Annotated in this window: 21 protein-coding genes; 7 read left to right on the forward strand and 14 right to left on the reverse strand. The window is 67.3% G+C overall.

The features are described 5' to 3' along the window. Nucleotides 1-694 precede the first annotated feature (694 nt). The 3 genes from M9945_RS21790 to M9945_RS21800 form a co-directional block, all read right to left on the reverse strand. The gene (locus tag M9945_RS21790; RefSeq protein ID WP_367946212.1) at nt 695-1,867 is read right to left on the reverse strand and encodes an iron-containing alcohol dehydrogenase; all 1,173 of its coding nucleotides are present in this window, start codon (nt 1,865-1,867) and stop codon (nt 695-697) included. 26 nt (nt 1,868-1,893) lie between these two features. Next, on the reverse strand, nt 1,894-3,279 hold the full coding sequence (locus M9945_RS21795; RefSeq protein WP_367946213.1) for an aldehyde dehydrogenase family protein: 1,386 nt from the start codon (nt 3,277-3,279) through the stop codon (nt 1,894-1,896). Nucleotides 3,280-3,356: 77 nt separating this feature from the next. Continuing rightward, the gene (locus tag M9945_RS21800; protein WP_367946214.1) at nt 3,357-4,727 is read right to left on the reverse strand and encodes a glutamine synthetase family protein; all 1,371 of its coding nucleotides are present in this window, start codon (nt 4,725-4,727) and stop codon (nt 3,357-3,359) included. A gap of 382 nt (nt 4,728-5,109) precedes the next feature. Here M9945_RS21800 and M9945_RS21805 point away from each other — a divergent pair, with 382 nt between their 5' ends. Together M9945_RS21805 and M9945_RS21810 are read left to right on the forward strand one after the other, a co-directional pair. Beyond that, nucleotides 5,110-6,270, forward strand: coding sequence for an efflux RND transporter periplasmic adaptor subunit (locus M9945_RS21805; RefSeq protein ID WP_367946215.1), 1,161 nt, complete (start codon nt 5,110-5,112; stop codon nt 6,268-6,270). Between the two features lie 20 nt (nt 6,271-6,290). Continuing rightward, complete coding sequence (locus tag M9945_RS21810; RefSeq protein WP_367946216.1) at nt 6,291-9,428, forward strand: efflux RND transporter permease subunit; 3,138 nt, start codon at nt 6,291-6,293, stop codon at nt 9,426-9,428. A 16-nt stretch (nt 9,429-9,444) separates the two neighbouring features. Here M9945_RS21810 and M9945_RS21815 read toward each other — a convergent pair whose 3' ends face one another. Next, nucleotides 9,445-10,659 (reverse strand): YbfB/YjiJ family MFS transporter, encoded by a 1,215-nt coding sequence (locus tag M9945_RS21815; RefSeq protein WP_367946217.1) that lies wholly within the window; start codon nt 10,657-10,659, stop codon nt 9,445-9,447. A gap of 140 nt (nt 10,660-10,799) precedes the next feature. On the opposite strand from M9945_RS21815, the gene M9945_RS21820 reads away from it, so the two are divergent. Further along, nucleotides 10,800-11,612 (forward strand): helix-turn-helix transcriptional regulator, encoded by an 813-nt coding sequence (locus M9945_RS21820; RefSeq protein WP_367946218.1) that lies wholly within the window; start codon nt 10,800-10,802, stop codon nt 11,610-11,612. A 48-nt stretch (nt 11,613-11,660) separates the two neighbouring features. Here the strand turns inward: M9945_RS21820 and M9945_RS21825 are convergent, their stop codons facing one another. Then, the gene (locus tag M9945_RS21825) at nt 11,661-12,668 is read right to left on the reverse strand and encodes a LysR substrate-binding domain-containing protein (protein WP_367946219.1); all 1,008 of its coding nucleotides are present in this window, start codon (nt 12,666-12,668) and stop codon (nt 11,661-11,663) included. On the opposite strand from M9945_RS21825, the gene M9945_RS21830 reads away from it, so the two are divergent. After that, nucleotides 12,647-13,867, forward strand: a complete 1,221-nt coding sequence (locus M9945_RS21830; protein WP_367946220.1) for an MFS transporter — start codon at nt 12,647-12,649, stop codon at nt 13,865-13,867. The genes M9945_RS21825 and M9945_RS21830 overlap by 22 nt on opposite strands. A gap of 56 nt (nt 13,868-13,923) precedes the next feature. On the opposite strand, the gene M9945_RS21835 is transcribed toward M9945_RS21830, so the two are convergent. The 9 genes from M9945_RS21835 to M9945_RS21875 form a co-directional block, all read right to left on the reverse strand. Further along, entirely contained in the window at nt 13,924-15,099 is a 1,176-nt protein-coding gene (locus tag M9945_RS21835) for an ABC transporter substrate-binding protein (RefSeq protein ID WP_367946221.1), read from the reverse strand. A 53-nt stretch (nt 15,100-15,152) separates the two neighbouring features. Continuing rightward, nucleotides 15,153-17,039, reverse strand: coding sequence for a long-chain fatty acid--CoA ligase (locus M9945_RS21840; protein WP_367946222.1), 1,887 nt, complete (start codon nt 17,037-17,039; stop codon nt 15,153-15,155). Between the two features lie 61 nt (nt 17,040-17,100). Beyond that, on the reverse strand, nt 17,101-17,919 hold the full coding sequence (locus tag M9945_RS21845; protein ID WP_367946243.1) for an ABC transporter ATP-binding protein: 819 nt from the start codon (nt 17,917-17,919) through the stop codon (nt 17,101-17,103). Nucleotides 17,920-17,930: 11 nt separating this feature from the next. Next, nucleotides 17,931-18,716, reverse strand: a complete 786-nt coding sequence (locus tag M9945_RS21850; RefSeq protein ID WP_367946223.1) for an ABC transporter ATP-binding protein — start codon at nt 18,714-18,716, stop codon at nt 17,931-17,933. Then, the gene (locus tag M9945_RS21855) at nt 18,713-19,813 is read right to left on the reverse strand and encodes a branched-chain amino acid ABC transporter permease (RefSeq protein ID WP_367946224.1); all 1,101 of its coding nucleotides are present in this window, start codon (nt 19,811-19,813) and stop codon (nt 18,713-18,715) included. Before M9945_RS21855 ends, M9945_RS21850 begins: the two co-directional genes overlap by 4 nt. A 10-nt stretch (nt 19,814-19,823) precedes the next feature. Then, on the reverse strand, nt 19,824-20,699 hold the full coding sequence (locus M9945_RS21860; protein ID WP_367946225.1) for a branched-chain amino acid ABC transporter permease: 876 nt from the start codon (nt 20,697-20,699) through the stop codon (nt 19,824-19,826). A gap of 108 nt (nt 20,700-20,807) precedes the next feature. Further along, the gene (locus M9945_RS21865; protein WP_367946226.1) at nt 20,808-21,776 is read right to left on the reverse strand and encodes an NADPH:quinone oxidoreductase family protein; all 969 of its coding nucleotides are present in this window, start codon (nt 21,774-21,776) and stop codon (nt 20,808-20,810) included. 1 nt (nt 21,777) lies between these two features. Continuing rightward, nucleotides 21,778-23,010, reverse strand: coding sequence for an acyl-CoA dehydrogenase family protein (locus M9945_RS21870; RefSeq protein WP_367946244.1), 1,233 nt, complete (start codon nt 23,008-23,010; stop codon nt 21,778-21,780). 14 nt (nt 23,011-23,024) lie between these two features. Then, entirely contained in the window at nt 23,025-23,672 is a 648-nt protein-coding gene (locus M9945_RS21875; RefSeq protein WP_367928632.1) for a TetR/AcrR family transcriptional regulator, read from the reverse strand. Between the two features lie 250 nt (nt 23,673-23,922). Between M9945_RS21875 and M9945_RS21880 the strand changes: the two genes are divergently transcribed. The 3 genes from M9945_RS21880 to M9945_RS21890 are packed head-to-tail and all read left to right on the forward strand — an operon-like array spanning nt 23,923 to nt 26,277. Continuing rightward, the gene (locus M9945_RS21880; protein WP_367946245.1) at nt 23,923-24,738 is read left to right on the forward strand and encodes an SDR family oxidoreductase; all 816 of its coding nucleotides are present in this window, start codon (nt 23,923-23,925) and stop codon (nt 24,736-24,738) included. 13 nt (nt 24,739-24,751) lie between these two features. After that, nucleotides 24,752-25,246: a MaoC family dehydratase gene (locus M9945_RS21885; protein ID WP_367928634.1), complete on the forward strand. Its 495-nt coding sequence runs from the start codon at nt 24,752-24,754 to the stop codon at nt 25,244-25,246. After that, nucleotides 25,243-26,277: a phosphotransferase gene (locus tag M9945_RS21890; RefSeq protein ID WP_367946227.1), complete on the forward strand. Its 1,035-nt coding sequence runs from the start codon at nt 25,243-25,245 to the stop codon at nt 26,275-26,277. Before M9945_RS21885 ends, M9945_RS21890 begins: the two co-directional genes overlap by 4 nt.

Consider the following 26,277-nt stretch of genomic DNA (forward strand, 5'->3'; position numbering starts at 1 on the left):
TTACGTTATATCGTTACTATGTAATAGTATAACATTTGACAAGGGCAAAAATGCCGACCCCGCCCGGCGGCGGCGGGATCGGGGGAGACGTGCCGGGAGAATCGAAGGAGCGCCCTCTCCACTCGGCGAGAGCGGAACGAGGGTAGGCGCGTCATCGCGTGTCGTGCCTTATGTGCATCATCTGCGCCGCCGGCGCTACCCCTCATCCGGCTGCCGCCACCTTCTCCCCGTGAACGGGGAGAAGAAAGCTGCCGCCCTTGCTTTCGCCAATCGCATGCGTGCCAAGAAGACCTTTGGGATTGCGGCCGGCATTCCTTCTCCCCGTTCACGGGGAGAAGGTGCCCGAAGGGCGGATGAGGGGCGGCGCAGGCGGTCAAAGATCGCGCTCCTGCGGAGCGGATGAGATGAGACACGCCCTAGCCGCCTTACGGCTGGCGACGGACGATGAAGCAGGCGGCGCGGAAATTCAGGGCGCTGAAACGAAAAAGGCCGGGCACGGCCCGACCTTCCTCTGCCGCCTCGACATCCTGCCAGTACATCCGTGGTCAGAGATGGAAGCGATCTACTTGCAGCCTATATGGGGATAGTTAACGAAATATGAAGACCCGTCGCCGGGAAAATTATCCCCACAAAAGACATGCGGCCCGCTCCCCCGAGGGAAGCGGGCCGCAGGAAGGCTTGCCGAAGGGCCCGCTCAGAGCTTGCCGGCGATCGCCGCGTCGAGAAGCGACAGCGCCGCGTCCTTGGTCAGCTTGACCGGATTGCCGCCGGCGGTCGGGTCGACGATGGCCATCTCGGCGATCAGGTCCTTGCGCGCGGCGTCCGGGGCGAAGTCCTTGATGAACTCGGGCAGCGTGTGCGGCACGTTCAGCCCCTTGCGCAGCGCAAGCACCGCCCCGGCGAAGCCGTCGAAGCCGCCCTCGATCCCGAGATAGGCGGCGGCGCGGGCGATCCGCGCCTCGATGGCCGGCCGGTTGAAGGCCAGCACATAGGGCATGAACACGGCGTTGGTCATGCCGTGATGCGTGTCGTAGAGCGCGCCGATCGGGTGCGACAGCGAATGGATCGCGCCGAGCCCCTTCTGGAACGCGGTCGCGCCCATGGCCGCGGCCGACATCATGTGCGCGCGGGCCTCGAGGTCCGCGCCGTTGGCGAACGCCTTCGGCAGGTTCTCGAAGGAAAGCCGCATGCCCTCCAGCGCGATGCCGTCGGCCATCGGGTGGTAGCCGGGCGCGCAATAGGCCTCGAGGCAGTGGGCGAGCGCGTCCATGCCGGTGCCGGCGGTGATGAAGGCCGGCATGCCGGCCGTCAGCTCGGCGTCGGCGATGACGATGGCCGGCATCATCTTCGGGTGGAAGATCACCTTCTTGGTGTGGCTCGCCTCATGCGTCAGCACGCCGGCGCGGCCGACCTCGGAGCCGGTGCCGGCCGTCGTCGGCACCGCGACGATGGGCGCGATCTTCGAGGCGTCGGCGCGCGTCCACCAGTCGCCGATGTCCTCGAAATCCCAGACCGGGCGCGCCTGATGCGCCTGGAAGGCGATCAGCTTGCCGAGGTCGAGCGCCGAGCCGCCGCCGAAGGCGACGACGCCGTCATGGCCGCCCGCCTTGTAGACCTCGATGCCGGCATAAAGGTTCGATTCCACCGGGTTGGGCTTGACGTCGGAGAAGACACCGTGGGGGATGCCGGCGTCGGTGAGCAGCTTCAGCGTCGAGGCCGTCACCGGCAGCTTCGCCAGCCCCGGATCGGTGACGAAGAGCGGGTTCTTGATGCCCACCTCCTTCAGCACCTCGGGCAGCTCCCTGATACGGCCGGCGCCGAAGCGGACGGTGGTGGGGTAGTTCCATTTCGAGACGAGGTTGGTCATGATGTGTTCGTGGTCTTTCTGAGAGATCAGATCGCTTCGCGCAGGTGGTAGCTCTTCGGCCGCGTCAGGTTCTCGTAGCCGACGAGGCCCATCGCCCCGCCCTTGCCCGTGTCCTTGACGCCGGTCCAGACGAGGCCGGGATCGACATAGTCGCAGCGGTTCATGAACACGGTGCCGGTCTCGATCCGGTCGCCGATGGCCGCCGCATGCTCGATGTCGGTGGTCCACACAGAGGCGGTGAGGCCGTAGGGGCTGTCGTTCATCAGCTGGACCGCCTCCTCGTCGTCGCGCACCTTCATGATGCCGACGATCGGGCCGAAGCTCTCCTCGCGCATCACGCTCATCTGGTGGTTGACGCCCGTCAGCACCTCGGGCGCGAGATAGGGCGAGCCGGCCGCGTCGCCCTCCACCTTCATGCCGATACGGGCGACGGCGCCCTTGCGCAGGGCCTCGGCCTTCTGCTCGCGGATGAAGTCGGCGAAGCGCGCCTGCGCCATCGGGCCCATGGTCGTCGCCGCATCGAGCGGGTTGCCGACGACATAGTTTTTCGTCTCGGCGATGAAGCCCTCGACGAACTGGTCGTAGACCTTCTCGTGGACGTAGACACGCTCGATGCCGCAGCAGCACTGGCCGGTGTTGTAGAACGCGCCGTCGACCAGATTGGCGATGGCGTGGTCGAGCTTGGCGTCCGGCAGCACATAGGCCGGGTCCTTGCCGCCGAGCTCCAGCCCCAACGTCATGAAGGTGCCGGCCGCAGCCTTCTCGATGGCGCGCCCGCCGGCGACCGAGCCGGTGAAGTTGCAATGGTCGATCTCGCCGGAGCCGAGCAGCTTCTCGGTCTGGCCATGGGAGAGGACGACGTTCTGGAACAGGCCCTTCGGCAGCCCGGCAGCGTCGAACGCCTTCTGGAAACGCTCGCCGACCAGCAGCGTCTGCGCCGCGTGCTTGAGGATCACCGCATTGCCCGCCATCAGCGCCGGCACGACCGAATTGACCGTGGTGAGATAGGGATAGTTCCACGGCGCGATGGTCATCACGATGCCGAGCGGCGCGCGCTTGAGGTACCGGCGGAAGCCGGGGCGATCCTCGGGGACGTACGGCGCCAGCGCCTTCTCGGCCAGCGCCACCATGTAGCGGGTGCGCTCCTCGACGCCGCCCTTCTCGCCGCCGTAGCGCACCGGGCGGCCCATCTGCCAGGCGATCTCCGGCACGATCTCGTCGTTCATGGCCAGCAAGGCCTCGAGGAAGGCGAGCAGGTATTTCGAGCGTTCGCCGATGGAGACGTTCGCCCACTCAGCCTGCGCCGCGCGGGCGCGGGCGAGCGCCGCCGCGATTTCCGCCTCGGTGGCGGTCGGCCGCTCGGCATAGATCGAGCCGTCAATAGGGGATTTCAGCTTGACCGTTTCGGTCATGAGAGCCTCTTTTTCTTCGACGCAATTCCGGACGGAAAACCGCTTCACACTTTTCCTGGAATTGCTTTTTTGGATTATCAGTAGCGTTCGAAGCCGCGATGCAGCTCCCAGTCGGTGATGCGGCGGTCGTATTCCATCTGCTCCCAGCGGGCGGTGTGCAGGTAGTGCTCGATCACCTCCTCGCCCAGCGCCGCCTTCAGCATCTTCGACTTCGCCATCGCGTCGATGGCCTCGCGCAGCGTCTTCGGAATCTCGGTCAGGCGCGCGGCCTGGTAGGCGTCGCCCTCGAAGGGCTTCGCCAGTTCCAGCTTCTCGTCGATGCCGGCGAGCCCGGCCGCGATCAGCGCCGCGAAGGCGAGATAGGGGTTCAAATCCGCGCCGCCGATGCGGCATTCGATGCGGATGCCCTTCGTCCCCTCGCCGCACAGGCGAAAGCCCGCCGTGCGGTTGTCGAGGCTCCACGCGGTCTTGGTCGGCGCGAAGGTGCCGGCCTGGAACCGCTTGTAGGAGTTGATGTAGGGGCACAGGAACCAGGTGAAGTCGCGGGCGTATTTGAGCTGCCCCGCCACCCACGCGCGCATCAACGGCGTCATCGTGTATTCGGCCTTGGGGTCGAAGAACAGGGATTTCTTGCCGTCGGCGCTCCACAGCGAATTGTGGATGTGGCTCGACGAGCCGGCGAGGCCGTAATCGTACTTGGCCATGAAGGTGATGGCCTTGCCCTCGGAATAGGCGATGTGCTTGGCCCCGTCCTTCAGCACGACGTGCCGGTCGGCCATTTCCATCGCCTCGGCGTAGCGCACGTTGATCTCTTCCTGCCCCGGCCCCCACTCGCCCTTGGAGTTCTCGATGGGAATGCCGGCCGCCTCCATCTCGTTGCGCATCCGGCGCATCACGCCTTCCTCCTTCGAGGTCAGGCCGATCAGGTAGTCCTCGATATAGGGCGAAGCCGTGTCGAGCCCCTGCCAGTGCTTGGCGCGCGCCGTGGCGTAGGTCTCGTCGAACAGGTAGAATTCGAGCTCGGAGGCGAAATAGGCGAGGTAGCCGTGCTCGGTCAGCCGGGCGAGCTGCTTCTTGAGGATGCCGCGCGGCGAATGCGGCAGGTCCTGATGCGTGTGATGGTCCTGGATGTCGCACAGCACCAGCGCCGTCTTTTCCAGCCACGGCGTCAGGCGGATGGTGGAAAGGTCGGGCTTCATGACGAAGTCGCCGTAGCCCTTGGACCAGCTCGCCGCCTTGTAGCCCGGCACCGGCTCCATATCGATGTCGTCCGCGAGAAGATAGTTGCAGCCGTGCGTCTCGCCATAGGCGGATTCGACGAAGAACTTCGCCAGGAAGCGCTTGCCGATCAGCCGGCCCTGCATGTCGACGCCGCCGACGAGGATCGTGTCGATCTCCCCGGCCCCGACCCTCTTCTTCAGATCATCGAACGAAATCGTGCCTGCCACTTTGTTTCCCCTTGGCTCCGGCCTGGGGTCCGGAGCTTCTTGTGTTGATCGCCTATCGTCTGCGCATCCGCATCCGTCCGCGCAACGGGCCAGCCGGGACCCCGATAGGGGCCAGGCCGGGAGGTGTTTTACAGACAGAACGGGCCGGAATCGAGCGGCTTGTTGCATGACGGACATGACGCCGGCGCATCGCAAACCCGCCCGAACGGCGATCAAATTACCGATATTTAATGCGTAAACCGCTTTATCCCCCGGCGGCACTTGGCATAGTAACGTGAAAGGGACGCCTGCGCGCATGAGGCGAGCGGCTCTTACAGGCTCGCTTTCCGGCTGCTCGAACCTGTCGAACGCCGGCTCAGCCGCCCTTGATGCGGAGTAATGGATGTCTCTGTGGAAGCAATTGCTCGTCTCGCTGGTCGTCGTCGTGGCCGCGGCGGTGCTGTGGGCGCGGTTCTACACCGGCGCACCCGACATCCTCGCCCGCTACGGGCTGGAATGGATCGCGCCGGAGCGCACCGGAACCGGCGAGGCAGGCGGGCCGCAGGGTGACGGCCCGGGCGGGCAGCAGGTGCCCGCCGTGGTCACCGCCGTCATCGGCACGGCGACGATCAACGACCGTCTGGTCGCCATCGGCACCGGCCGGGCGCTGAACTCGGTCTCGGTGATGCCGTTCTCCTCCGGCCGGCTGACGGAGATCCTCGTCGAATCCGGCAGTCGCGTCGGCGCCGGCGAGGCCATCGCCCGGCTCGATTCCGACGCCGAGGAAATCGCCCTCGACCGCGCCCGCATCGCGCTCGAGGACGCCAACGCCCGGCTGGAGCGGGTGAAGGCGCTGCGCGCCTCCAACACCGTCACCGCCGTGCAGCAGACCGAGGCAGAGCTTGCCGTCTCCAACGCGCGCCTTGCCGTGCGGGACGCCGAGCTGACGCTGGAGCGGCGTTCGATCCGCGCGCCGATTTCCGGCATCGTCGGCATCATCCCGGTCACGGTCGGCAACCACATGACCCAGCAGAGCGTCATCGCCACCATCGACGACCGCTCGCGCATCGTCGTCGATTTCTGGGTGCCCGAGCGTTTCGCCGGCATGGTCTCGGTCGGCCAACCCGTCTCGGCCGCCTCCGTGGCGCGGCCCGACGACGGCTTCCGCGGCGTCGTCAGCGCCGTCGACAGCCGCATCGATTCCCAGAGCCGCACACTGCAGATCCAGGCCAGCATCGACAACTCGTCCGACGCGCTGCGTGCCGGCATGTCGTTCCAGATCGGGATGAGCTTCCCCGGCGACACCTACCCCGCCGTCAATCCGCTCGCGGTCCAGTGGGGCGCGGAAGGCGCCTTCGTGTGGCTGATCGAGGACGGGCTCGCGCGCCGGGTCCCCGTGCGCATCATCCAGCGCAACACCGACACCGTGCTGGTCGCCGGCGATCTGGAAGCCGGCGCCGCGGTCGTCACCGAGGGCATCCATGCGGTGCGCGAGGGCGCGCCCGTGCGCATCCTCAACCCCGTGGCCGGCGGCGTGCCGACAGCCGCCGTCACCGGCTCCTGAACGGAACGGGAAACGACGCGATGAGCCAGCCCCCCAGCATCTCCGCCACCGAAACCGGATTGACCGCGCTGTTCGTGCGCCGGCCGGTTCTGGCGCTCGTCCTCAACGTGCTGATCGCGGTCGCCGGCCTCGCCGCCTTCTTCGGCATCGAGATCCGCGAGCTGCCGGACGTCGACCGTCCGGTCATCACCATCACCACCACCTTCACGGGCGCGTCGGCCGAATCGATCGACCGCGAGATAACGGCCGTCGTCGAGGGCGCGGCGGCGCGCGTCGCCGGCGTCAAGTCGATCTCCTCGTCCTCGTCCTTCGGCCGCAGCCGCGTCACCGTCGAGTTCCGCGACGGTGTCGACCTCAACACGGCGGCCTCCGACATGCGCGACGCGGTCGGCCGCATCCAGAGGGACCTGCCCGACGACGCCGAGCTGCCGCAGATCGTCAAGGCGGATTCCGATTCGCAAGCGGTGGTGCGGCTCGCAATCACCTCCGAGACCATGAGCGTCCACGACATGACAGTCCTCGTCGAGGACCAGATCATCGACACGCTCGCATCCATCGACGGCGTCGCCGAGGTGCAGCTCTATGGCGACCGCGACAAGATTTTCCGCGTCGACATCGACCAGTCGCGGCTGGCGAGCCTCGGCCTCACCGTCGCCGACGTGCGCAACGCGCTCGACACCGTCGCGCTCGACACGCCGGCCGGCTCGCTGACCAGCAACAACCAGGATCTGATCGTGCGCGCCGCCGCGCCGGTGACGACGCCCGACCAGTTCGAGGCCATCATCATCAACGGCACCAACCGGCTGGGCGACTTCGCCACCGTCACCCTCGGCGGCGACACCGGCGAATCCCAGCTGCGCGCCAACGGCAACACCGGCATCGGCATGGGCGTACTGCGCCAGGCCCAGTCCAACACGCTGCAGATCTCGCAAGGCGTGCACGAGGCGGTCGAACGCATCCGCCCGACCCTGCCGGAAGGGCTCGACATCTTCGTCACCGGCGACGAGGCCGTGTTCATCAACGGCGCCATCCACGAGGTCGAGATCGCGCTCGGCATCTCGGTCACCGTGGTCCTCCTGATCATATTCCTGTTCCTGCTCGACGTGCGTGCCACCATCATTCCGGGCCTTGCCCTGCCGGTAGCGTTGATCGGCTCGGTCGCGGCGATCTACCTCGCCGGCTTCTCGATCAACATCCTCACCCTCCTCGCCTTCGTGCTGGCCACCGGCCTCGTCGTCGACGACGCCATCGTCGTGCTGGAGAACATCGTGCGCCGCCGCAATGAGGGCATGGGTCCTCGCGCGGCCGCGGTTCTCGGCACCAAGGAGGTGTTCTTCGCCGTCGTCGCCACCACCGCGACGCTGATCGCCGTCTTCATCCCGCTGTCCTTCCTGCCGGGGCAGACGGGCGGCCTGTTCCGCGAGTTCGGCTTCGTGCTGGCCATCGCCGTGTTCCTCTCGGCGGTCGTCGCGCTGTCGCTCTGCCCGATGATGGCTTCGCGGCTGATGACCGGCCGCCATCACGAGCATTCCTCCGGCATCCTCGGCCGGATCGGCGGGCTGCTGGCCACCCTTTACCGCCGCACGCTGCACGTCGCGCTCAACGCGCCGCTCGTCGTCGTCCTCATCGCCGCGATGTTCTCGGCGCTGGCTGTGGTGCTGTTCCCCACCATCCGCTCCGAGCTGACCCCGCAGGAGGACCGCTCCGCCGCCTTCCTGCGCATCAGCGCGCCGCAGGGCGTGTCGCTAGACTATCTCGCCCAGCAGATGCGCGGCCTCGAGGACCTGATCCGGCCGCTGCGCGATTCCGGCGAGATCGCCTCCGTCTTCGCCATCGCCGGCTCGGGCGGCTCGCAGAACAGCGGCTTCATGGTGCTGTCGCTGGCGCCGTGGGACCAGCGCAGCCGCACCCAGCAGGAAATCCTCGCCGACGTGACGAGCCGCGTCGAGGCCGTGCCGGGCGTGCGCGCCTTCGCATTCCAGCCCAACAGCCTCGGCATCCGCGGCGCGGGCTCGGGCCTGCAGTTCGCCATCGTCGGCAATTCCTACGCCCAGCTGACGCAGGCGGCGCAGGCCACCGTCGCCGACCTCGAGAAGGACAGCCGCTTCCGCAACGCGCGCCTGACGCAGGAGACGACCCAGCCGCAGCTTTCCGTGCGCATCGACCGCGAGCGCGCCTCCGACCTCGGCGTCAACATCGCCGGCCTGTCGGAGACGATCCAGGCGATGCTCGACGGCCGCGAGATCGGATCGGTCTTCATCGAGGACCGCTCCTACGACGTGAAGCTCCTGTCGGCCACGCATCCGATCAACGACCCGACCGACCTCGAGAACATCTTCATCAAGGCGCGGGACGGCCGCTTCGTGCCGATGTCGACCATCGCGATCCTGAGCGAGCAGGCCGTCGCGCCCTCGCTCGCCCGCGAGCAGCAGCAGCGGTCCGTCGCCATCACCACCGAGCTCGTCGGCAATTTCGCCCTCGGCGAGGCCTACGAGGTCGTTCAGGAGGTTGCCGCGCCGCACATGCCGGCCGGCAGCCGCATCGTGCCGCTGGCCGAGGCGGCGACACTGCAGGAAACCTCCGGCGGCATGACCGTCGTCTTCGGCTTCGCCATCGTCATCATCCTCCTGGTGCTGGCCGCCCAGTTCGAGAGCTTCGTCTCGGCCACCATCATCATGGCCACCGTGCCGCTCGGCCTCGCCTGCGCCGTGTTCGCACTGCTGCTGACCGGCACCAGCCTCAACGTCTACAGCCAGATCGGCCTCGTCCTGCTCGTCGGCATCATGGCCAAGAACGGCATCCTGATCGTCGAGTTCGCCAACCAGCTGCGCGACCGGGGCATGAAGCTGCACGAGGCGATCGAGGAAGCGGCCAACATCCGGCTGCGGCCGGTGGTGATGACCATGCTGTGCACCATCGTCGGCGGCCTGCCGCTGGTGCTGGCGAGCGGCGCGGGCGCCGAGGCGCGCATTGCGCTGGGCTGGGTCATCGTCGGCGGGCTCGGCCTGTCGACCATCTCGACGCTCTACCTGACGCCGGTCGCCTATCTGCTGCTCGGCCGCTTCGTCACGCCGAAGGTCGAGGAGGAAAAGCGCCTCCACCGCGAGCTGGAGGAGGCGAGCGCCAGGGAAGCCGCTGCCGCGCAGCCGGCGGAATAAGCGCAAGGACGCCCGCTCATCGCGTTGCCGCCCGACGGCGCTCGACCGGGATATAGGCGGCAAGCACGGCCGCGCCGGCGAACATCGCCAGCGCCGCCAGCCACAGGCCGGCGTCGTAGTTGCCCGTCTTCTCCGCCACGGTGCCGACGAGGGCCGGCGCGACGATCTGGGCGACGCCGTAGGAGAGCGTCAGCCTTGCCATCGCCTGCGAGGGATTGGCGCTGTTGCGCTTGCCGACCAGCGTCAGCATCAGCGAGACGATGCCGATGAAGGTGACCCCGAACAGCACCGCCCCGCCGAGCGCCGCCCACAGATGCGCGCTCATCACCGGCAGCAGGCTGGACAGGCCTTGCAGGACATAGGCGACGATCATCGCGGGCACCTCGCCGATGCGCCGCGCGATGCGGTCCCAGGCGAAGGTGGCGGGAATGGAGGTCAGGCCGACCACGATCCAGACGAGGAACCCCGTCCCTACGAGCGCCGGCTGCTTCTCGGTCGCGGCGACGAGGAAGGTGGCGGTGATGACGAAGCCGATGCCGGCGAAGAAATAGGAGGCGATCAGCAGCCACATCGAAAGGCTCGGCCGCGAGGGCGCGGCGGCCGCGGGAGCGGTCGCCGCGGGCGGCTGCGGCGCCGGCATCCACAGGAAGGCCGGAACGAGCAGCGCCAGCCCGACCGCGCCCATGACCTGCCATTGCTGCGCCCAGTCGAAGGCGGGCGTCATCAGCGCCACCAGCACGCCCGACACGACGATGCCGGTGCCGATGCCGGAAAAGTGGAGGCCGAGCTCCGGCCGCCTGCCATGCGCCACCAGCCAGCCGAGCACCATGCCCGAGGCGAGCAGCAGCCCCGCCGCGGCGCTCGCCCCGGCGATGAAGCGCAGCACCATCCACAGCACCGGATCGGAGGTCAGGCCCATTCCGCCTGTGCCGATCAGTCCGGCCAGCAGGCCGAGGCGATAGAGCCTGAGACGCAGCGCCGGCCGCGACGCCGCCGAGGCGATCAGCGCCCCGGTCATGTATCCGGCATAGTTCAGCGTCGCCAGCCAGCCGCCCATGGACTCGCTCAGCCCGGCCTGCGCCTGCATCAGCGGCAGGAGCGGCGTGTAGGCGAAGCGGGCGAGCCCGACCGTGAGCACCAGCGAGGCGATCCCCGCGCACAGCACCTGCCACGGATGGCGCGGCGCGAACGGCGAGGAGCGGGAAGAGGTCTGCGTCGTGCCCTCGGTCATGGATCGTCTCCGCATGCGCGCCAGCGTCGAAACGGCTCCCGCATCCAGCGTTTCGGCGGCGGACGCGGGAGGCCTGCTCGCTATCCTCTACTAGCCGAAGCCGGCTCGACAGGCTTTCGACGCCATGACAAAATCTGTCGATGAACAGACATTCCCCGCCCGACGCCGCGCGATGGACGGAGCTCGACGTGCCGCGCGACCATCCCGCGCCGGACCCGATCAGGGTCCGCGCCCAGCGCCTGCCGCCGCGCCACTATTTCCCGCTCCACCGCCACGACTGGCACCAGCTCGCCTATGCCGTTTCCGGCGTCGTCACGGTCTCGGTCGCGAACCGGCGCTACGTCATCTCGCCCGAGCAGGCGGCATGGGTGCCGGCCGGCACGCTGCACGGCACAGGCACGCGTCTCGGCGCCGGGTTCCACAGCCTCTACATCGCCAACGACCCGGCGCTGGCGCTGGCGAGCGAGCACATGGTGTTCGCCGTCCCGCCCCTGCTGCGGGCGCTGATCGTCGAGGCCGACGCGCTCGAAACGGACGACGCCGACGCCGCCTATCGCCAGCAGGTGCACAACCTCATCCTCGCCCAGCTGCGCCGGGCGCGGCCGCTCACTGCTGCCCTGCCCTGGCCGGAAAGCCCGGCGCTGACGAGGCTGTGCGAGGCGCTCGACGCGCAGCCCGACGATCCGCTGCCGATGGCGCGCTGGAGCCGCCGGCTCGGCATGTCGGAGCGCACGCTGGCGCGCCGCTTCCGCGACGAGACGGGGATGACGCTGCGCGCCTGGCGCCGGCGCCTGCGCCTGTTCCGCGGCATCGAGCTCTTGGAGACCGGCATGAGCGTCACCGACATCGCCTTCGAGCTCGGCTACGCCTCGACCTCGGCCTTCATCTACATGTTCCGGATGGAGACCGGGCACAGCCCCGACGTCTACCGCCGGCGCGCGGATGCCGCCTGACGGCGGAAAAAGAAAAGGCCGCGCGGTTTCCCGCGCAGCCCCGGCGATTCAGGAGTTGTCCGGCGCGCTGGCGGCTTCCTCGACCAGCCACTCCCGGAAGCGCATCACCGCCGGCCGCTGCAACGCCTGCGCCGTGCTCACGGCGTAATAGGCGAAGCGCGTCGGCCATCGGACGTAAATCGCCCTCACGAGCCGGCCGGCGCGTAAATCGTCGTCCGCATAGGTATCCCGCACGAGCGCCAGTCCGTGCCCCGCAACGGCCGCCTTCACCGTCAGATGGTCCTCGGAGAACGACAGGCCTTCGAGATGGGCAGGGGCCTGCACGCCATGCGCCTCGAACCAGAGCCGCCAGTCGGCCCGCTCCATGTCGTGCAGCAGAGGAAATGCGAGGCAGTAGGCCGGCGTCCGGATCGGCGCGCGCCCATCAAGCAAGGAAGGGCTGGCGACGACGACCAGCTCCGGGGCGACAAGCGGTACGGCGACCAGCCCGGCATAGGTTCCAAGCCCGTGCCGGATCGCCATATCCACCGGCTCGCGCCTCAAATCGACAAGCCGGCTGTCCGTTTCCAGCTCGATGTCGATCTCGGGATGGCGCTTCGAGAAGCGCGACAAGCGCGGCACCAGCCAGTTGGAGGCGAAGGACGCCATCGTGCTGACCCTGATGCGGCGGGCCGACGGGCGCTCCAGCTCGCGCCTTGCGTCGTCTATCCGGCGGAATGGCTCGTCCAGAGCCGCGAACAGGGACTGCCCGGCCGCGCTCAACGTCACGCCTGCCGGCGTTCGGTCGAACAGGCGATGCCCCGCCAGTTCTTCCAGCTCCCGCACGCGCTGGCTGATCGCGCCCGGTGTCAGCGACATGGCATCGGCGGCCTGGCGCATCCGTCCGGCGCGGGCGACGGCAACGAAGGTTTCCAGCAAGGACAAGGGAACGGCCATGTCTGTGTTTAGCACAGCTAAACACGGGCGGCAAAACCATCGTTTGCCGAAGCCGCCGCGCTCGCGGATTTTTCCTCCGAGATAGTCAGGAGGATCCCATGAAGCGTTCGCCGCCCGCAATCCTGCAATGGTCCGTAGTCGGCTTCGGCTTTCTGGCGCTGGCGCTGGCCTTTTCGGCCCGCGCTACCCTCGGGCTGGTCATGCCAATCTGGTCGCAGGAGCTTGGATGGTCACGCAGCTTCATATCCGGCTCGGCCGCGATGGCGCTGCTGGTCATGGCGGCGGTCGCACCCTTCGCGGGCCGGCTGGTCGACCGGCACGGCGTCCGGGCAACGCTTGCGCTCGGACTGGGGTTCGTCGGCGTCGGATGCCTGATCGTTGCCGGCACGAGCAACGCCATTGTCTTCGTTCTCGGCTTCAGCGGCCTCGCCGCGATCGGCTTCGGGATCGTGGCGGCGCATGTGGTTTCGACGGCGATCGCGAGGCTGTTCGACAAGAACCGCGGGCTTGCGACCGGCATCGCCACATCCGGCTCGACCGGCGGTCAGTTCCTCATCGTGCCCCTGGTCGCGGCGGTCCTCGCGACATTCAGCTGGCGCTGGAGCTTCCTGGCCATGGGGCTCGCCTGCCTCGCCCTGATCCCGCTCCTATGGTGGACGCTGGCGGCAAGGGACAGGGGCGAGGCTCGAGCCGCATCGCCTTCGGCTCCTTCGACGCTGAAGGCCGATCTCGGCACGATCGTCAGAAAACCGGCGTTCCACATCCTGTTCTGGAGCTTCCTGCTCTGCGGCTACACGACCGCCGGGGTGATCGAAACGCATTTGATGCCCTATGCCGCGTTCTGCGGTTTCGGCCCGGTCCCGAGCGCCGCCGCCTACGGCGCCCTCTCGGCCGTCAACATGCTCGGCATGATCGGGGCCGGCTGGCTCACCGACCGGATGAACAGGGTCGTTCTGCTCGGCTCGATCTACGTCCTTCGGGGTGCGACGTTCCTCATCCTCATGAATATCGGGGCCAGCTATGAAATGCTGGTCGTCTTCGCGGTCGCGTTCGGCGCGGTGGACTATGCGACCGTCCCGGTGACCGCAAGCCTCGTCGCCAGCCATATCGGGTTGCGCGTCATGGGTCTTGCCATGGGGCTGATCTCGGCCGGCCACGCGCTCGGCGCGGCCCTGGGCGCCTGGTCCGGCGGCTACATCTTCGATCTGACGATGCAATATGACCGGGTCTGGATGATTTCGGCCGCGCTGGCGGCCGGAGCCGGCCTGATGGTCTTCCTGCTGCGGGACAAACCGGAGCCGATAGCCGAAGCCGCCTGATCGCAAGAAGAAGGCCGCGCGGTTTCCCGCGCGGCCCATGCCCGGCTGAGGCCGGATTACTTGACTTCCGACTCGTCGAGGCGGCCGACCTCGACCCACTTGCCGCCCTCGATCTTGGAGACGACGATCAGGTTGCCGCCCTGATGGTCCGGTCCGTAGTCGATGTCGACGTCGTTGATGGCGTCATGGTACTTCACGCTCTCCATGCCGGTGCGGAAGCTCTCGGCCGTCAGCTCGGGGCCGGCGGCCTCGAGCGCCTGCACCACGGCCCGCGCCGCGCCGTAGCCGAGCTGGGCGGCCGTGCCGACCGGCTCGCCATGCGCCGCCTGATAGGCCTCGGCCCACGCCTTGACTTCCGGATTGTCGAGGCGGTTCTCGAAATCCGACCAGCCGGCGGCGGCGTAGTAGCCCTCGGTCACGCCTTCCGGCACCTTGGCGACGGCGGTGTTCATGCCTGCCGACGAGCCGACGAAGGCGACGTCGGTCCAGCCGAGCTTCTTGGCCGTGCCGTAGGCGACGATGGTCTGGCGCACGCCGAGGCCGGTGGCGACGATGTCGCAGCCGGCTTCGCGCAGCTTCTGGATCGAGCCGACGAAGTCCTGCTCGTCCGGCTTGTGGGTGGTCTCCGCGGCATAGGTGAGGCCGAGCTTCTCGGCCTGGTCCTTGGCGCCCTCATGGACTTCGAGGCCGAAGTCGGAGGGGATGTACATCGCGCACACTTCCTTGGCGTCGTTCTGCTCGGCCAGCATCGACACCGCGGCGCGGATCTGGTCGTAGTAGGAGGAGAAGCCGGTGTACTTGTAGGAGATGTCGCCTTCGAGCATCTGGCGCGCCGCCGTCAGCGGCGAGACGTTCGCCACCTGCTTGGCCTCCATCAGCGGGAAGCCGGCGAGGTTGTGCGGCGTGCCGAGGTTCAGGATCATCGCGAAGACCTGATCGGAGTTGATCAGCTTGTTGAAGTTCTGCACCGCCTTGGGCACCTGGTAGCCGTGATCCTCGACCACGAGGCGGATCTTGCGGCCGTGGATGCCGCCCTTGGCATTGACCTCGTCGAAGAGCTGCTGCGCGGCCTTGATCGCGCCGACGTTGAACGCGGCGAAGATGCCGGACAGGTCGCCGTTCGAGCCGATGACGATCTCGGTGTCGGAGACGCCCTGCGTCGCCTGCGCGGCCGAGGCCATGCCCATCGCGAAAGCGGCGGCGAGAATGGATTTCGTGACTGCATTCTTCATTTCATTCCTCCTGGTTGTTTCCCTGGTCCCTTACGGCGAGGCTTTTTTCTTGCCTAGCCGTACATCTCGTCGATCAGACGCTTGTGCTTCTTCTCCACGAAGCTGCGTTTCAGCTTCATGGTGGCTGTCAGTTCATCATCTTCGGCTGTCAGCAGCACGTCGATCAAGCGAAAATCCTTGATCTGCTCCACCCTGGCGAATTCGCGGTTCGTCTCCTCCACCACGCCGGCGATCAGGTCGCGCACCTCCTGCGCCGCGCAGAGCGAGCGGAAGTCATTGAACGGCACTTTCCTGTCCTGCGCGAACTTCTCGACGTTCTCCTGGTCGATCATGACGAGGCAGGTGAGGAACTTGCGCTTGTCGCCGATCACCACCGCGTCCGAGATGTAGGGGCTGAACTTCAGCCGGTTCTCGATCTCGGCCGGGGTGATGTTCTTGCCGCCGGCGGTGATGATGATGTCCTTGACGCGGCCGGTGATGGTGAGGAACCCGTCCTCGACCCGGCCGACGTCGCCGGTCTTCAGCCAGCCGTCCTCCGTCACCGTCTCGGCGGTCTTGTCCGGCTTGTTCCAGTAGCCGTGGAAGACGTTGGGGCCGCGATACTGGATCTCGCCGTCGGCGGCGATGCGCACCTCGCCGCCCGGCACGATCGGGCCGACCGTGCCGGTCCTGTCGCGCTCGAGGTTGTTGACGGAGATGACGCCCGAGCTCTCGGTCATGCCGTAGCCTTCGAGCACGACGATGCCCACCGCCTTGAACCAGCGCAGCAGGTCCGGCGAGATCGGCGCCGCGCCCGAGGTTCCGCGCCGCAGCCGGTCGAAGCCGAGCATGCGCCTCAGGTTGCGCAGCAGCACGAAGTCCCAGAACCCGTAGGAAAGGCGCGTGCCGAGTGGCACCGGCCTGCCCGCGTCCAGCGCCCTGACCCGCTTCATGCCGGCCTTGACCGCCTGCGCGAAGGCCCATCGGCCGAGCGGTGTCGCCTCGCTCGCCATGATGGTGACGCGGCTGTAGATCTTCTCCCACACGCGCGGCACGGCGGTGAAGACGTGCGGGGAGACCTCGCGCACATTGTCGAACACCGTTTCCGGGCTCTCGGCGAAATTGACAGTCGACTTCATGCCGATGGGCAGGAACACGGTCAGCAGCCGCTCGAGGATGTGGCACAGCGGCAGGAAGCACACCTGCTCGTCGTCGGGCCCGACGGGCAGCGTCAGCGCCGCGCCGATGACCGAGGCGATGACGTTCCTGTGGGTGATCATCGCGCCCTTGGGCGGGCCGGTAGTGCCCGACGTATAGACGAGGATCGCAACCTCCTCCGGCGTGGATTTGGCGATCTCCTCGTCGAAGCGGTTCGGGTTCTCCTTCAGGGCCGCGCGGCCGAGCGCGTAGAGATCGTCGAGGAAGATGACTTGGTCGTCGGCGAAATCGTGCAGCCCGTCGCGGTCGTAGACGATGACCTTGGCAAGGCCCGGCATCTCGTGGCGGACCGACAGGAACTTGTCGAGCTGCTCGTCATTCTCGACGAACAGGAACCGGCTGTCGGAATCGTTGACGAGATATTTGAGCTGGGCGGCCGAGTCGGTCGTGTAGACGCCCGAGGCGATGCCGCCGACCGACTGCACGCCGAGATCGGTGTAGATCCATTGCTTGTTGTCTTCTGACAGGATCGACACAACCTCGCCGCGCTTGAGGCCGAGCGAGACGAGGCCGAGGCCGATCAGCCGCGCGTGCTCGTAGAAATCGGTCCAGGTGTAGGACAGCCAGATGCCGTAATCCTTCTCGCGCTGGGCGACCTTGTCGCCCAGTTCGAGGCACCGCTGGCGGAACAGCTTCACCAGCGTGTCGCAGCCGTCGAAATAATAGGGGCCCTTCGTCAGGTCGGCGTTGAACGAATGGCCGAGTAGCGTCTGCTGCGGCGGTATCTTTTCGGCGATGGTCATTCGACTTTCCTCCCGAAAGCGCGCGTCATTGGCCCGATCAGCGCCCCTATCAGCGCCCCTATCAGCGCCATGTCTTCTTCTGCTTCCAGCGTTTCTGGCCGCGCTGGACCTCCTCCGTCTGAACCCCGAGATAGAACTGCTGCACGTCCTTCGATTGTAGCAGCCTGTCGGCGGTATCGGCCATGACGATGCGCCCGAGCTCCATCACGTAGCCGTAATCGGCGACCTCGAGCGCGATCTTGGCGTTCTGCTCGACCAGCATCATGGTCACGCCCTGCTCGCGGTTGAGCCGGCGGATGATCTGGAATATCTCCTTGACCAGAAGCGGCGACAGGCCGAGCGACGGCTCGTCGAGCAGCATCAGCTTCGGCCGCGCCATCAGCCCGCGCCCGATGGCCAGCATCTGCTGCTGGCCGCCCGAGAGCGTGCCGGCCGCCTGGCCGCGGCGCTCGGCGAGGATCGGGAAATAGGAGAACACCATCTCCTGATCCTGCCTCACCCCCTCCGGGTCCGAGCGGGTGAACGCGCCCATCTTCAGGTTTTCCTCGACGGTGAGCAGCGGGAACACCTCGCGCCCTTCCGGCACATGGACGATGCCGGCGCGCACGATCCGGTCCGGGCTCTGGCCGGCGATGTTGCGGCCGCGATAGACGATCTGGCCCTTTTCCGGGTCCATGACGCCGGAAATGGTCTTCATCAGCGTCGTCTTGCCGGCGCCGTTGGCCCCGAGCACGCTGACGATCTGGCCTTCGCGCACCTCGAGGCTGACGCCGCGGATCGCCATGATCGGCCCGTAATAGCTTTCGATGTTGCGCACCGAAAGAACGACATCCGCCTGCGCCGCGGGGGCTGCCCCCGCCTTCGTCGCCCCCTCCTTCATCGCCGTTGCCGTCATGCCAGCACCTTCTCGTTCTCGTCGGTCGCGCCGATATAGGCCTCGATCACGCGCGGGTCGTTCTGCACCTCGTGCGGCGTGCCGATGGCCAGCATCTTGCCGTCGGCCAGCGCCAGCACCCGGTCAGAGACCGAGGCGACGAGATGCATGTCGTGCTCGACCATCAGCACGGTGATGCCCATCTGCTTCTTCATGTCCTCGACCCAGAAGGCGACGTCCTGCGTCTCCTCGACCGAGAGGCCCGAGGCCGGCTCGTCGAGCAGCAGGAGGCGCGGCTCGATGGCCAGCGCCCGGCCCATCTCCACCACCTTGCGCACGCCGTAGGGCAGGCCGGCGATGTATTTCTCGCGGTAGGCCTGGAGGTCGAGGAAGTCGATCGCCTTCTCGATCGCCTCGCGGTGTCGGCGTTCCTCGCGCCGCACGAAGGGCGTGAACAGAAGCTCGGTCCACATGTTGCTGCGGCGATGGCGATGGCGGCCGACGAGCAGGTTCTGCATCACCGTCGCCTGGTCGAACAGCTCGATGTTCTGGAAGGTGCGGGCGATGCCCAGCCTCGCGATCTCGTGCGGCTGGCGCTTGAGGATCGATTCCCCGTCGAAGCGGATGTCGCCCTCGAACGGATCGTAGAAGCGCGAGATCAGGTTGAAGATGGTCGACTTGCCGGCGCCGTTCGGGCCGACGAGCGCGAACACCTCGCCTTCCTCGACCGCGAACGATACCTTGTTGACGGCGGTGACGCCGCCGAACTTCAGCGTGACGTTTTCGAGTTCGAGCAGGCTCATCGCATCCGCTCCGTCTTGAGATAGGATTTCTGGCGGCGGAACATGTCCTTTCGGTAGAAGGGGAACAGCTCGAAATAGGTGCGTATCTTCACCCATCGCCCGTAGATGCCCATCGGCTCGAACAGGATGAAGCCGATCAGGATCGCGCCGAACACCGCCGCCTCCAACCCGGGAATGGCGATCGAGCCGCCGCCGAGGAACTGGCCGAGGAAGTCGCGCGTCATCGAGATCGCCTGCGGCAGCAGCGCCACCACCGCCGCGCCGAAGAACGCGCCGTGGATGGTGCCGAGGCCGCCGATGACGATGGCCAGCAGAAGCTGGATCGAGATGATGACGTTGAACGTCTCGTTGTTGAAGATGCCGGCGAAATGCCCCATCAGCGCCCCGCCGAGCCCGGTGATGCCGGCCGAGATGCCGAAGGCGATGGCCTTGGTGCGGGCGACGTTGACGCCCATGGCCTGCGCCGAGATCTCCGAATCGCGGATCGCGGCGAAGGAGCGGCCGAGCGGCGAGCGTTGCAGGTTGCGGTAGAGAAGCACGACGAGCAGCGTGATGCCCAGCACCAGATAGTAGAGCCGGTCGGGATTGGCGTAGCGGTTGAAGCTGATGCCGAAGATGTTGATGTCCGGCGCGAACAGGCCCACCACGCCGTTGGTCAGCGGCGCGGCGATGACGATGAAATCGTCGGTCAGGATGGCGATGGCCAGCGTGCCGATGGCGAGATAGACGCCGTGCAGCCGCGTCATCGGCATGGCGATCAGCGCGCCGGCAACGCCGGCGATCAGCCCCGACAGCGGGAACGACAGGATGAACGGCAGGCCGATCTTCTCCTGCAACAGCACGTTGGCGTAGCAGCCGACCGCGAGGAACGCGGCGTGGCCGAGGCTCGCCTGCCCGGTCTGGCCGACGAGGACCATCAGCCCCATGCAGGCGATCGCCCAGATCAGGAGGTTGGTCATCTCGCCGACGGCGAAGCTGGAGACGCCGAGCGGCAGGGCGAGCGCCAGCGCCAGCAGGAGCACATACCAGCCGAGCTGCGCGCCGTGCCGGAACAGGTTGATGTCGGCGTCGTAGGAGGTCTTGAAGACTGTTCTCATTTCCGCCTCCTCACACTTTCTTCCGGTGGATCTGGGCAAGGATGCCGTGCGGCCGGAACACGAGGATCAGGAACAGCAGCAGGTAGGGCATGATCTGCGAGTAGCCGGCGGCGATGTAGCGCGAAGCGAACGGCTCGATCAGCCCGACGATGATCCCGCCGAGCAGCGCGCCCGGCAGCGAGCCGAACCCGCCGATGACTGCGGCCGCGAACGCCTTGATGCCGAGCAGGCCGATCGAGGGGTCGATGGCGCCCTTGGATGCGAACAGGATGCCCGCCACCGCCGCGACCATGCCGGCCAGCGCCCACACCAGCGACTGAACCCGCTTGACCGGGATGCCCATATAGTAGGCGGCGAGCTGGTTCTGCGACGACGCCTGCATGGCGACGCCGAGCTTGGTGCGGTTGAAGTAGAGCCACAGGACCAGCGTCATCAGCACGGTGACGGCGATGACCGCGATCTCGTCGAGGCCGAGGACCAGCCCGCCGAAGCGGACGTCGCGGCCGGCGATCGGCGATTGCAGCGACACCGGCTCGTGCCCCCAGATCAGGCCCGCGGCGAAGCGCAGCACGAAGCCGAGCGCGATGGTCAGGATGATGACGGCGATCTGCGACTGGCCGGACATGCGCCTGAGCACGACGAGGTCGAGCGAATAGCCGAACACGCCCATGATGAGGATCGCCAGAGGCACGGCCACCCAGAAGGAAAGCCCCATGAACTCGGCATTGGTCAGCCCGAGGCAGATGAACGCGCCCAGCATCATGAAGTCGCCCTGGGCGAAGTTAACCGCCTCGGTCGCCTTGTAGATGAGGACGAATCCCATCGCTATCAGGCCGTAAACGCAGCCGTTCGCAAGGCCGCTTACGATCAGTTGCAGGACATCCACGCCTGTCACTCCTCCCTGAGGGCGGGCGGCGTTTGGCCGTCCCGTCCTTTCGTGTTCCCCTTGTCCCCGGCCATTCCCTGACCGGGACTTTTTCGCCTCGCCCCGTTTTCAGGGCTTGAGGACGATCTTTCCCGCCGCTCCCCTGTCGAGCACGCGCTTCAGCACGGTGCCCGCCTCCTTCAGGGGATAGACGCCTTCGATCACCGGCCTGACCTTGCCTGCCAGATGCCAGCCGATCAACTCCTTCATGTTGTCCGCATAGACCTGCGGCTCCTTCTGGGTGAACGCGCCCCAGAAGACGCCGACCACCGAATAGCCCTTCACCAGCGTCAGATTCACCGGCAGCTTCGGGATCGTGCCCGAGGCGAAGCCGATGACCAGCAGCCGTCCGTCCCACGCCATCGCGCGCGACAGCACGTCGAAACCCTCGCCGCCGACGGGGTCGAAAGCCACGTCGACGCCCTTGCCGCCGGTCGCTTCCTTCAGCCCGTCCTTCAGATTGTCGTAGCCGATGACGACGTCCGCGCCGGCATCGCGCGCGATTTTCTGCTTGTCCTCGCTCGACGCGACCGCGATCACCCGCGCGCCCATCGCCTTGCCGATCTGCACCGCCGCGACGCCGGTGGCGCCGGCCGCGCCGAGCACGCACAGCGTCTCGCCCGCCTTGAGCCGCCCGCGCTGCTTCAGCGCATAGTGCGAGGTGCCGTAGGCGACGAGCAGCGCGCAGGCGTCGGCGCTGGAGACGCCGTCCGGCAGCTTCATCACCGCCGCCTCGTGGACGCCGACCCTTTCCGCATAGCCGCCGAGCTGGAGCAGCGCCGCCACCCTGTCGCCCACCTTGACCGAGGTGACCTTGTCGCCCACCGCCGCCACCCGGCCGGCCACTTCCATGCCGGGCACGAAGGGCACCGGCGGCTTCATCTGGTAGAGGCCCTGCACCAGCAGCCCGTCCGGGAAATTGACACCGACGGTCTCGACGTCGATCACCACCGTACGGCCTTCGGCCGCCGGCTCCGGCCAGTCGGCATATTCCAGCTTGTCCAGAGGCGCGAAGTCGCGCGCGACGATCGCCTTCATCCTACACCTTCTGCTGCGTATGCTTCTTGAGTTCCTCGCGGGCGATCTGCCGGCGGTGGACGGCGTCCGGCCCGTCGGCGAGGCGCAGCGTCCGCAGGTGCGTCCACGAGCGCGCCAGCGGCGTGTCCTGGCTGACGCCCTGCCCGCCGAACATCTGCACCGCCTCGTCCGTCACCTTCAGCGCCACGCGCGGCGCGATCACCTTGACCTGGCTGATCCACGGCGCCGCGGCCTTGCCGTCGCCCTGGTCGATCATCCACGCCGCCTTCAGGCACAGGAGCCGCGCCATCTCGATCTCCATCCGGCACTCGGCGATGATATCGTAATTGGCGCCGAGCTTGGCCAGCGGCTGGCCGAACGCCTCGCGGCGCATGGCGCGCTGGCACATCTGCTCCAGCGCCATCTCGGCCTGGCCGATGGCGCGCATGCAATGGTGGATGCGCCCCGGCCCGAGCCTGCCCTGCGCGATGGCGAAGCCCTTGCCCTCGGTGAGGATGAGGTTCTGCGCCGGCACGCGGACATCCTCGAAACGGATGTGCATGTGACCGTGCGGCGCATCGTCGTCGCCATAGACCTTCATCGCCCGCAGCACCGTGACGCCGGGCGTATCGGCCGGCACGAGGATCATCGAATGCTGCTCGTGCTTCCGCCGCGCCGCGTCGGGGGTGCGCACCATGACGATGTAGATGGCGCAGCGCGGATCGCCCGCGCCGGACGCCCACCATTTCTCGCCGTTGAGCACGTAGTCGCCGCCGTCGCGCTCGCAACGCATCGAGATGTTGGTGGCGTCGGACGAGGCCACGTCCGGCTCGGTCATCAGATAGGCCGAGCGGATCTTCCCTTCGAGCAGGGGGCCAAGCCACGCCTCCTTCTGCGCCTGCGTGCCGTAACGCTCCAGCACCTCCATGTTGCCGGTGTCGGGGGCGGAGCAGTTGAACACCTCGGCGCCGAGGTGCGCCTTGCCCATCTCCTCGGCGAGATAGGCGTATTCGACGGTCGACAGGCCGTAGCCGCGGCTCGAATCGGTCAGCCAGAAATTCCACAGGCGGCGCTCGCGCGCCTTCGCCTTCAGCCCTTCGAGAATCTCGCTCTGGCGCGGGGTGAAGCTCCAGCGGTCGCCGCCCTTGTCGACCTCGGCGAGGAACTCCTCGTCGAGCGGAAGGATCTCCTCGCGCACCATCCGCGCGACCTTGTCGTGGATCGGCTTCAGGCGCTCGGTCATGCCGAGGGCCATCTCGGAATTGGCTGTCATGGTTCTTTCCGTTCCTCCTTGCCGCCGAGCCCGCGCCACGCGCAGGTGACGACCTGTTCCGCCAGCTCCTCGAGATCGGCCTTGGTCTCGCCGGTGCGCGGCGCGTACCAGAAGATGGGCGAATTCAGCGTCATGAACATCAGCTGGTTGGTGATGCTGACATTGCCGAAGTCGAAATCGCCCTCCTCGCGCGCCTTGACGATGACCTCGCGGAAGATCGCGCTGTAGTCGCTGCGGAACTGGATCAGGTCAGCCATCACCGCGCGCTGCTGCGGCGTCGTCGCGCCGCGCAGGTGCATCTCGACCCCCATCCACACCGTGCGCTGGAAAGCCCGGGTCAGGATCATCTGCATCACATGCACGAACGCCATGCGCCGCCAGCGCGCCGAGGCCCGGCCCGGAAGCGCGCGATAGGGCTCGATGGCGGCGAAGTTCATCTCCATCCCGGCGCGGAAGACCGACGCGAACAGGTCCGCCTTGGAGCGGAAATGATGGTAGATGCGCCCCTTGGTCGCGCCGAGCGCGTGCGCGACGTCGTCGATCGAGGTCTCGGTGTAGCCGCGTTCCATGAAGCAGGTCGCCGCCGCGCTCAGTATGTCGGCGCGCGCATGGTCCAGCATCTGCTCAGGGACGCGCAGCGTCATCGAGCTTTCATCCTCCCTGTCCTTCCGAGGTTTCGCACCGGCCGGCATCCGCCAGAGGCGGGTCGAAACGGGCGAAACAGCAAGCGGCCTTCGATCGGGCCTTTACGAGCAGGCGAATGATGAACATACTACTGGGTATGTTGTCAACGCGGCAAACGCGCTTCACGGCCAAATCGGGTTGCCGCAGCGTCACTGAGAGTTTCAGGGCGAGTTTCAGGCCAAGTTTCAGGCCAAGTTTCAGGGAGGCATGATGTCTTATCTCGACGATCTTTTCTCGGTGGCGGGCAAGACCGCCCTCGTCACCGGCGCGGCCACCGGCATCGGCCGCATGGCGGCGACCGGCCTCGTCATGGGCGGCGCGCGCGTGCTGATCGCCTCGCGCAAGGGCGCCGACTGCGCCCGGGTCGCGGAAGAGCTGAACGCGCTCGGCGCGCCCGGCAAGGCCGAGGGCTTCGCCGGCGACGTCGGCACCGAGGAAGGCATCGCCGCGCTGGTCGGGGAGGTGAAGGGCCGCACCGGCAGGCTCGACATCCTCGTCAACAATGCCGGCGTGACCTGGGGCGCGCCTTACGAGGAATTCCCCTATTCGGCCTGGGCCAAGGTGCTGTCGGTCAACGTCGCCGGCCTGTTCCACCTGACGCGCGAGCTGACGCCGCTCCTCGCGGAAGCGGCAAGCGACGACGACCCGGCGCGCATCATCAATCTCGGCTCGGTGATGGGCACGCAGCCCATGGCGGACGGCGCCTATTCCTACACCGCCTCCAAGGCGGCCGTGCATCACCTGACCCGCACGCTCGCCAGCGAGCTCGCCGGGCGGCGCATCACCGTCAACGCCTTCGCGCCCGGCCCCTTCCAGAGCCGCATGACGGCCTTCGCCACCGGCTCCGACGAGAACGCGAGCCATGTCGGCAGCCACGTGCCGCTCGGGCGCATCGGCGCGCCCGACGACATCGCCGGGGCGACGCTTTACCTGTGCAGCCGCGCCGGCCGCTACGTCACCGGCGCGATTCTTCCCCTTGACGGCGGGCAATCCGTGCAGCACGGCATGACGCTGTTCAAGGATTGACGCGGAAGAGGCTATGAGCATCGGCAAACTGGAACCCGTATCGCTGGAAAAGGCGACGCAGGCGGTGGGGAACGAAATCGGCGTTTCGTCCTGGCGCACCGTCTCGCAGGAGATGATCGACAAGTTCGCCGACGCGACGGACGACCATCAGTTCATCCATGTCGACCCGGTGCGCGCCGCCGAGACGCCGTTCGGCGGCACCATCGCCCACGGCTTCCTGTCGCTGTCGCTGTTGTCGACGCTGGCCTACGAGACGATCCCGCCGATCGCCGGCACCGACATCGGCGTCAATTACGGCTTCGACCGCGTCCGCTTCGCCGCGCCGGTCAAGTCCGGCGCGCGGGTGCGCGGCCGCTTCAAGCTCGCCGAGATGACCGTCCGCCCCTCGGGCTGGATCCATTTCAACTACGACGTGACCGTCGAGATCGAGGGATCGGCCAAGCCGGCCCTGACGGCGCGCTGGCTCACCCTCGCCCGGCTTCCGGGCAACGGAAAGGACACGGCATGAGCGACCCCAACGCGCTCGACGAGGCGGCGCTCGTCCCCTACCTCGAAAGGCACGTCCCCGGCTTCGAAGGCTTCGAGGCCGTGCGCAAGTTCAATGCCGGCCAGTCCAACCCGACCTACATGGTCGAGACCAGGAGCGGCCGCTACGTGCTGCGCGCCAAGCCGCCCGGCCAGCTCCTGAAATCCGCGCATCAGGTCGACCGCGAATACCGCGTCATGGCCGCGCTGAGGGACACGGCGGTGCCGGTGCCGCACGTGCTGCACCTGTCCGATGAGGATTCGCCCATCGGCCGCATGTTCTACGTCATGGCCTTTGTCGAGGGCCGCATCTTCTGGGACCCGGCGCTGCCGGAAGCGGCCTCGACGCAGGAGCGCGCCGCGCTCTACGACGCGATGAACGGCGTGCTCGCCGCGCTGCACGATGTCGATGTCGAAGCCGTCGGCCTCGCCGATTTCGGCCGCCCCGGCAGCTATTTCGAGCGCCAGATCACCCGCTGGAGCGGCCAGTACCGGGCCTCGGAGACCGCGCGCATCGAGACCATGGAGCGGCTGATCGACTGGCTGGAGAAGAACCTCGTCGCCGACGACGGCCGCGTCTCGCTCGTCCATGGCGACTATCGGCTGGACAACATGATCTTCGCGCCCGACCGGCCGGCGGTCATCGCCGTGCTCGACTGGGAGCTGTCCACACTCGGCCATCCCTTCGCCGACCTCTCCTACCAGTGCATGCAGTGGCGGCTGCCGCACGAATCCGGCTTCCGCGGCCTCGGCGGGCTCGACCGCGCGACGCTCGGCCTGCCGACCGAGGCCGAATACGTCGCCCGCTATTGCGAGCGCCGCGGCCTCGACGGCGTTCCCGACTGGACCTTCCACCTCGCCTTCTCCTTCTTCCGGCTGGCCGCGATCTGCCAGGGCGTCTACAAGCGCGCCCTCGACGGCAACGCCTCGAACCCGGAAAAGGCGAAGACCTACGGCGAGGCGGTGCGGCTGCTGGCCGGCCTCGCCTGCGAAGCGATCGACGAAGGGGCGTGA

This window comes from Aquamicrobium sp., from assembly GCF_023954335.1.
Taxonomy (GTDB): domain Bacteria; phylum Pseudomonadota; class Alphaproteobacteria; order Rhizobiales; family Rhizobiaceae; genus Aerobium.

What these genes read in the sequence shown, in the direction of transcription:
- M9945_RS21790 (WP_367946212.1), bottom strand. Translation starts at nt 1,867, where the DNA reads ATGACCAACCTCGTCTCGAAATGGAACTACCCCACCACCGTCCGCTTC.
- M9945_RS21795 (WP_367946213.1), bottom strand. Translation starts at nt 3,279, where the DNA reads ATGACCGAAACGGTCAAGCTGAAATCCCCTATTGACGGCTCGATCTAT.
- M9945_RS21805 (WP_367946215.1), top strand. Translation starts at nt 5,110, where the DNA reads ATGTCTCTGTGGAAGCAATTGCTCGTCTCGCTGGTCGTCGTCGTGGCC.
- M9945_RS21810 (WP_367946216.1), top strand. Translation starts at nt 6,291, where the DNA reads ATGAGCCAGCCCCCCAGCATCTCCGCCACCGAAACCGGATTGACCGCG.
- M9945_RS21815 (WP_367946217.1), bottom strand. Translation starts at nt 10,659, where the DNA reads ATGACCGAGGGCACGACGCAGACCTCTTCCCGCTCCTCGCCGTTCGCG.
- M9945_RS21820 (WP_367946218.1), top strand. Translation starts at nt 10,800, where the DNA reads ATGAACAGACATTCCCCGCCCGACGCCGCGCGATGGACGGAGCTCGAC.
- M9945_RS21830 (WP_367946220.1), top strand. Translation starts at nt 12,647, where the DNA reads ATGAAGCGTTCGCCGCCCGCAATCCTGCAATGGTCCGTAGTCGGCTTC.
- M9945_RS21835 (WP_367946221.1), bottom strand. Translation starts at nt 15,099, where the DNA reads ATGAAGAATGCAGTCACGAAATCCATTCTCGCCGCCGCTTTCGCGATG.
- M9945_RS21840 (WP_367946222.1), bottom strand. Translation starts at nt 17,039, where the DNA reads ATGACCATCGCCGAAAAGATACCGCCGCAGCAGACGCTACTCGGCCAT.
- M9945_RS21845 (WP_367946243.1), bottom strand. Translation starts at nt 17,919, where the DNA reads ATGAAGGAGGGGGCGACGAAGGCGGGGGCAGCCCCCGCGGCGCAGGCG.
- M9945_RS21850 (WP_367946223.1), bottom strand. Translation starts at nt 18,716, where the DNA reads ATGAGCCTGCTCGAACTCGAAAACGTCACGCTGAAGTTCGGCGGCGTC.
- M9945_RS21855 (WP_367946224.1), bottom strand. Translation starts at nt 19,813, where the DNA reads ATGAGAACAGTCTTCAAGACCTCCTACGACGCCGACATCAACCTGTTC.
- M9945_RS21865 (WP_367946226.1), bottom strand. Translation starts at nt 21,776, where the DNA reads ATGAAGGCGATCGTCGCGCGCGACTTCGCGCCTCTGGACAAGCTGGAA.
- M9945_RS21870 (WP_367946244.1), bottom strand. Translation starts at nt 23,010, where the DNA reads ATGGCCCTCGGCATGACCGAGCGCCTGAAGCCGATCCACGACAAGGTC.
- M9945_RS21875 (WP_367928632.1), bottom strand. Translation starts at nt 23,672, where the DNA reads ATGACGCTGCGCGTCCCTGAGCAGATGCTGGACCATGCGCGCGCCGAC.
- M9945_RS21880 (WP_367946245.1), top strand. Translation starts at nt 23,923, where the DNA reads ATGTCTTATCTCGACGATCTTTTCTCGGTGGCGGGCAAGACCGCCCTC.
- M9945_RS21885 (WP_367928634.1), top strand. Translation starts at nt 24,752, where the DNA reads ATGAGCATCGGCAAACTGGAACCCGTATCGCTGGAAAAGGCGACGCAG.
- M9945_RS21890 (WP_367946227.1), top strand. Translation starts at nt 25,243, where the DNA reads ATGAGCGACCCCAACGCGCTCGACGAGGCGGCGCTCGTCCCCTACCTC.